Source organism: Halochromatium sp. (assembly GCF_054919635.1).
On the sequence record NZ_JBUDPI010000267.1, the window covers coordinates 1 to 5,409 of the forward strand.

The following is a 5,409-nucleotide window of genomic DNA, read 5'->3' on the forward strand; positions in this document are numbered from 1 at the left end:
TTGATTCAAACGCCGGTGCGCCGAGATCCCGTGACCCGCGCCGCTTCTTTGGGCTGCGTTGGAAGGTCCTCATCGGCATCAGCCTCACGTTGGCCGCCGTTATCCTATCGCTCACGCTCTATGCCCGCGAGGTCTTGCTCGGCCAATTCGAGCGCCACCACGCGCATCTGCGGCAGCGCCAGGCAGAGCATTTCTTCAGCCTCATGGCCGATCGCTATCAACAGATGTCGCAGCTGGCCAGTATGGTGCCCCGCCTCGCCCCCTCAGCTCCCGACACCTCGGCGGTCGATCAACTCAGGGAGGCACTGCGCGTTGGCGGCGGAATGCTCGATCTCGAATGGGATATCCGCACGGTGCACTGGGTACCGATTGACGGCCAGCCCTCAGCGCTTTGGCCTTCGGAACAGCCGCCATTGCCAGTGTCACTGCTGCAGCGGATTCGGCAGCAGCCCGAAGAGATCATCGAGCACGTACACTGCAGTCGCGATCACTGCCATCAATACCTGGCCTCTCCGGTCCTGTGGCATGGCGAAACTGCCGGCACCCTAGTGCTTGGGCGGACCATGGCAAGCGTCCTATTGGCCTTTCAAAATCTCACAGGCGCCGACCTCGCGATCGCGACGCTGGATTAGGCTGAGAGGCCCAACGAGCCCCCGCTCCGGTCTCAGCTGCGATTCTTCGGGGCAACCCAGCCGCAGCAGATTCTGCCACTGCTTCAGTCCGTCCCGCCCGCATCCCTAATCGTCAGCAGCTCCGAGCAGCCCTTGGCCATCGAGCGCGGGGACGACTGGTATGAGGTCTTTCGTCTTGATCAGAAGGACACAGGACTGATCGGTTTCATCGTCAACCAGACCACCGAGGGGCGGCGCACCATCGCTCAGATGTCGCGCAACAGCATCCTGATCGGTCTGCTCAGCCTGATCCTGGCTGAGGCCCTGCTGCTGACCATGCACGGTCCGGTTAGGCGGATTCGCGATCTATCGCGCCTGTTGCCGCTCCTCGCAGAGAATCGATTCGAGACCCTAGCCGATCAGTTACCAACCCCGCATGGCTCGATCGGCTTCCGTGACGAGATCGACGAGACCATTGAGGTCGCCAAACAGCTCAACCGACGCATGGCACAGATTCAGGCCGAGCGTGAGGTCGCGCAAAACGAGCTTCGTTGGCTAGCCGATCACGACCCGCTAACGGCCCTACCCAATCGGCGTCGTTTTCATGAAGAGCTAACCGCAGCGATCGCACGGGCGCAGCAGCAGAAGCGCTGCGGTGCCTTGCTCTTCATCGACCTCGACAATTTCAAGGACATCAATGATATCAGCGGCCATCTGATTGGGGATCGCCTCCTCAAGCGTATCGGCAAACGGCTCGCGGCAGCGCTCGGCGAGGAGGACAAGATCAGCCGCTTCGGCGGCGACGAGTTTGCGATCCTGCTCACTGTGGTCGACCTGGACACCGTTGTCACACGCCCCGAGCAGCTGCACGAGCAGATCCGCACGACTCGAGTGCAGGCGAAAGGTCATCGTCACCAGGTCTCCGCGAGTATTGGGATCGTGCTGTTCCCGGATCATGGCAGTGACCCCCAACCGCTGATGGCCAATGCCGATCTCGCCATGTATCAGGCGACGGCCAGACAGCGTCAACGCTGCCATCTCTATTCCGATCAAGACAGCGCGCGCGCCGCGGCCAATGCGCGCGTGCTCTGGAATCGGGAGATTATCGAGGCCATGGAGGCCGGCCGACTTCGGTTGTTCTATCAACCACTGATGGCGCTGCCGCAGCGAGCGATCTGGCGTGCCGAGGGTCTGTTGCGCATCGAGCTTGCCGATGGGCGGCTTGCAAGCCCCAATGAGTTCATTCCGGTTGCTGAGCGCACCGGGCTGATCAACGCCATCGATCGCTGGGTCATCGACGAGGCGATTCGCGTGCTGGCCGAGCATCCTCATCTATCGCTAGGGGTCAACCTGTCCGCCAAGGCGCTGGCCGATCCCTCCATCGACGATGAGCTCGCGGACTTACTCCAGCGCTCGCAGGTCAATCCGCAGCGCCTCACGCTTGAGATCACGGAAACCGTGGCCATCGATAACATCGGCGTCGCCATCAAACGCATCGAAAACATCCGCGCGCTCGGCTGCCACTTCGCGCTCGACGACTTCGGTAGCGGCTTGACCTCCTATGCCTACCTAAAACAGTTCCCGGTCGAGGACGTGAAGATCGACGGCAGCTTTATCCGCGACCTGGATCGAAGCTCCGAGGATCGCATCTTTGTGCAGGCGACGACCCAGATGGCGCATACGATGGGCAAGAAGGTCGTCGCCGAATTCGTCGAGTCCGAGGCCATCCTTAAGGTGCTCTGCGAGCTCGGGGTCGATTTTGCACAAGGCTATTTCATCGGCCGCCCAGCACCCGAGCCACCGATTGCCAAGCCTCCGGCGTCAAGTCGCTCGCTGAGCGTCTCTTGCAGCTGATCAAGCCGATTACGGGCCTGGCCAAAAGTCCTGGTCGAACAGGGCTTGAATCGGATAAGGACAGTCTTCGGGGAAGCTGAGCTTAGGGAGACCTGTCTCGAAGCTCGCGAGATCAACCGCATCGACATAGGCGTCGCGAACCTCCCCTTCGAGGAAACGTCTTAGGCTCGGGCTGTCCTTAAGCAGCCTAGCGAGGTCTTTGCGTTGTACCCGAATAGTGCGCGCCCACCTCGATGAGCACTGATCGGGCTGGTGTTGCCATTTCAGCAGATGCCCAATCAGGATGCGCAGCCGTGTCGATAGAGCTCGCGCCGCTCGTTGCCCAGCTCCTGCTCCAGCGCTTCGGCCAGCTGTTCGATATCCAGATCCTGAATGCGTCCCGCCTTCAGCAGGCTGCTCTGGTGCTCGAGCCAGGCGTATCGATCAGAGGTTTGCGTGCGATCACTCATGGGGCTCAGCGGGGGCTCAGCGGGGGCTCAGCGGGGGCTCAGCTTGGGGGGCTTCCAGCATCGGGGCTAGCCTTTGGATTGAAACCCTGCGGCCGGTATCACTCGACGGTGCCGGCGCTCGCTGCTCGCTCCCCTTCAAGCATGCAGCCTTGGATTGCCACAACCAGATCGCTGAGCGCGGGGTCCGCCGGCACAGCCTCGCCGATCAACCAGTCTTGCAAGATCTGGTCTTGATAGCCAAGCAGACGCTCGAAGTCGGCACGCCCGGCGGGGTCAAGGTCGAGATAGCGCTGATCGAGGAAGCGATTGAGCAGCAGGTCGAGCTCGAGCATGCCACGGCGACATTGCCAGCGCAGGCGCGCGATCTGGCGCTCCTCGAGATCGCTCACACCGACTGCTCGAGCATCAGCTCTTTGATCTGGCCGATGGCCTTGGTCGGGTTCAAGCCTTTGGGGCAGACCTCGACACAGCTCATGATGCTGTGACAGCGGAACAGCTTGTATGGACCTTCGAGCGCATCGAGCCGCTCCTCGGTGGCCTGGTCACGGCTGTCGGCCAAGAAGCGCCAGGACTGCAGCAATGCTGCCGGGCCATGGAACTTATCCGGGTTCCACCAGAACGACGGGCAAGCGGTTGAGCAGCAGCCGCAGAGGATGCACTCGTAAAGCCCATCGAGCTTGTCGCGATCGGCCGGCGACTGGCGGATCTCCTGCTCAGGCAGCGGGTCCTTGCGGATCAGATAGGGATCGACGGCGCGATACTGCTCGTAGAACTGGGTCATATCGACGACCAGATCGCGAATCACCGGACGGCCCGGCAGCGGACGAACCTGGATCGGCTGCTTCAGCTCGGCGACCGGCGTGATGCAGGCCAGACAATTGGTGCCATTGACGTTGACCCCATCAGAGCCGCAGACGCCCTCGCCACAGGAGTGGCGAAAGGCGAAGGTCTCATCCTGCTCCTTGATCGCCAGGAGCGCCTCGCGCAGCATCATGCCCGGCGTGGCCTCGACCTCGAAGGTCTGCATATAGGGCTTGGCCGACACGGCAGCGGATGTGGTATCGGGCTGGTAACGGTAGACGCTGATCGTGGTGGACATGCGTGGTCGGTCCTGAAATGAGGTAGGTATCGCGGCCAGCGCTCAATAGACCCGTGGCTTGGGCGGAAAGGACTCCACCGTCAGTGGCTTCGTCCGCACCGGCTTATAGTCCATGCGATCGCCGTCGCGCGAAGAGAGGCTGTGCTTCATCCAACGCTCGTCGTCGCGCTCGGGATGATCGACCCGGGAGTGTGCGCCGCGACTCTCGTCGCGGTGCAGCGCCGACATCAGCGTCGCCATGCCGACATCGACGAGATTGTCGAGCTCCAGCGCCTCAATCCGCGCGGTGTTGAAGGTCTGACTGTGGTCACGCAGACGCACGCCGTCGACCCGCTCACGCAGGGCCTTGAGCTTATCGACCCCTTCGGCCATCGTCGGCTGATCGCGGAAGACACCGCAGTGATCCGCCATCAGCCGACGCCGCTCGGCCGGGACCTCGGCGACTCGCTCCCCCTCTCCTTGCCGCTCCCAGCGGGCGAGTCGTGCAAGCGCGGGCTCGATATGCTCATCGCGCATCAAGCGGTGGTTTGGATTCTCGGCCACATAGGTCAGGATATCGGTGCCTGCGGCACGGCCGAAGACCAGGATGTCGAGCAGCGAGTTACCGCCAAGCCGGTTGGCACCATGCACCGAGACACAGGCACATTCACCGGCGGCGTAGAGACCTGGCACCACCTCTTCAGGACCATGTCGAGCCGGCGCGACCACCCGCGCATGGCGGTCGGTCGGAATCCCGCCCATCGCGTAGTGTGCAGTCGGAAACACCGGGATCGGCTCCTTCGCCGGATCGATGCCGAGGAACACGCGGCAGATATCGGTGATACCCGGCAGACGCTGATGGACGACATCGGCGCCGAGGTGGTCGACCTTGAGCAGCACGTAGTCCTTGTTCGGCCCGCAGCCGCGGCCCTCGCGGATCTCGGTGACGATCGAGCGCGAGACCAGGTCGCGGCTGGCAAGATCGCGCGCCTTCGGCGCATAACGCTCCATGAAGCGCTCCCCCTCGCCGTTGACCAGATACCCACCCTCGCCGCGCGCACCTTCGGTGATCAGCATGCCCTTGCCGGCAACACCGGTGGGATGGAACTGATAGAACTCCATGTCCTGCAGCGGCACCCCGGCACGCAGCGCCATCGCCATGCCGTCGCCGGTGTTGATAAAGGCATTGGTGTTGGTGCGGAACACCTGCCCATAGCCGCCGGTGGCGAGCAACGTGGTCTTGGATTCGATCACCAAGGGCTCGCCGCTGTCGATATCCAGCACCAAGGCACCGATGGCCGCACCTTCGTCGTCGCGGATCAGATCCACGGCGAAGTGCTCATCGAAGAAGTGGGTCTTGGCGCGGAGGTTCTGCTGATAGAGCGTATGCAGGATGGCGTGGCCGGTGCGATCCGCC

6 protein-coding genes and 1 pseudogene are annotated in these 5,409 nt (G+C 62.6%); 2 read left to right on the plus strand and 5 right to left on the minus strand.

Annotated elements, in window-relative coordinates:
* Both ACY693_RS14405 and ACY693_RS14410 read left to right on the plus strand, forming a co-directional pair.
* Positions 1 to 632: pseudogene (locus ACY693_RS14405) on the plus strand (GGDEF-domain containing protein); the annotation flags it as partial.
* Between the two features lie 132 nt (positions 633 to 764).
* Positions 765 to 2,465 (plus strand): putative bifunctional diguanylate cyclase/phosphodiesterase, encoded by a 1,701-nt coding sequence (locus ACY693_RS14410; protein ID WP_462322513.1) that lies wholly within the window; start codon positions 765 to 767, stop codon positions 2,463 to 2,465.
* 9 nt (positions 2,466 to 2,474) lie between these two features.
* Here ACY693_RS14410 and ACY693_RS14415 read toward each other — a convergent pair whose 3' ends face one another.
* The 5 genes from ACY693_RS14415 to ACY693_RS14435 form a co-directional block, all read right to left on the minus strand.
* Complete coding sequence (locus ACY693_RS14415; protein WP_462322518.1) at positions 2,475 to 2,756, minus strand: DUF29 domain-containing protein; 282 nt, start codon at positions 2,754 to 2,756, stop codon at positions 2,475 to 2,477.
* A complete protein-coding gene (locus ACY693_RS14420) occupies positions 2,744 to 2,914 on the minus strand; it encodes a DUF29 family protein (RefSeq protein ID WP_462322514.1) in 171 nt (56 codons plus the stop codon). The genes ACY693_RS14415 and ACY693_RS14420 overlap by 13 nt, the downstream gene beginning before the upstream one ends.
* Positions 2,915 to 3,012: 98 nt before the next feature.
* Entirely contained in the window at positions 3,013 to 3,303 is a 291-nt protein-coding gene (locus ACY693_RS14425) for an FAD assembly factor SdhE (protein ID WP_462322515.1), read from the minus strand.
* The gene (locus tag ACY693_RS14430) at positions 3,300 to 4,013 is read right to left on the minus strand and encodes a succinate dehydrogenase iron-sulfur subunit (protein ID WP_462322516.1); all 714 of its coding nucleotides are present in this window, start codon (positions 4,011 to 4,013) and stop codon (positions 3,300 to 3,302) included. Before ACY693_RS14430 ends, ACY693_RS14425 begins: the two co-directional genes overlap by 4 nt.
* Positions 4,014 to 4,055: 42 nt before the next feature.
* A partial coding sequence (locus ACY693_RS14435; protein WP_462322517.1) for an FAD-binding protein occupies positions 4,056 to 5,409 on the minus strand: 1,354 nt, incomplete at its 5' end.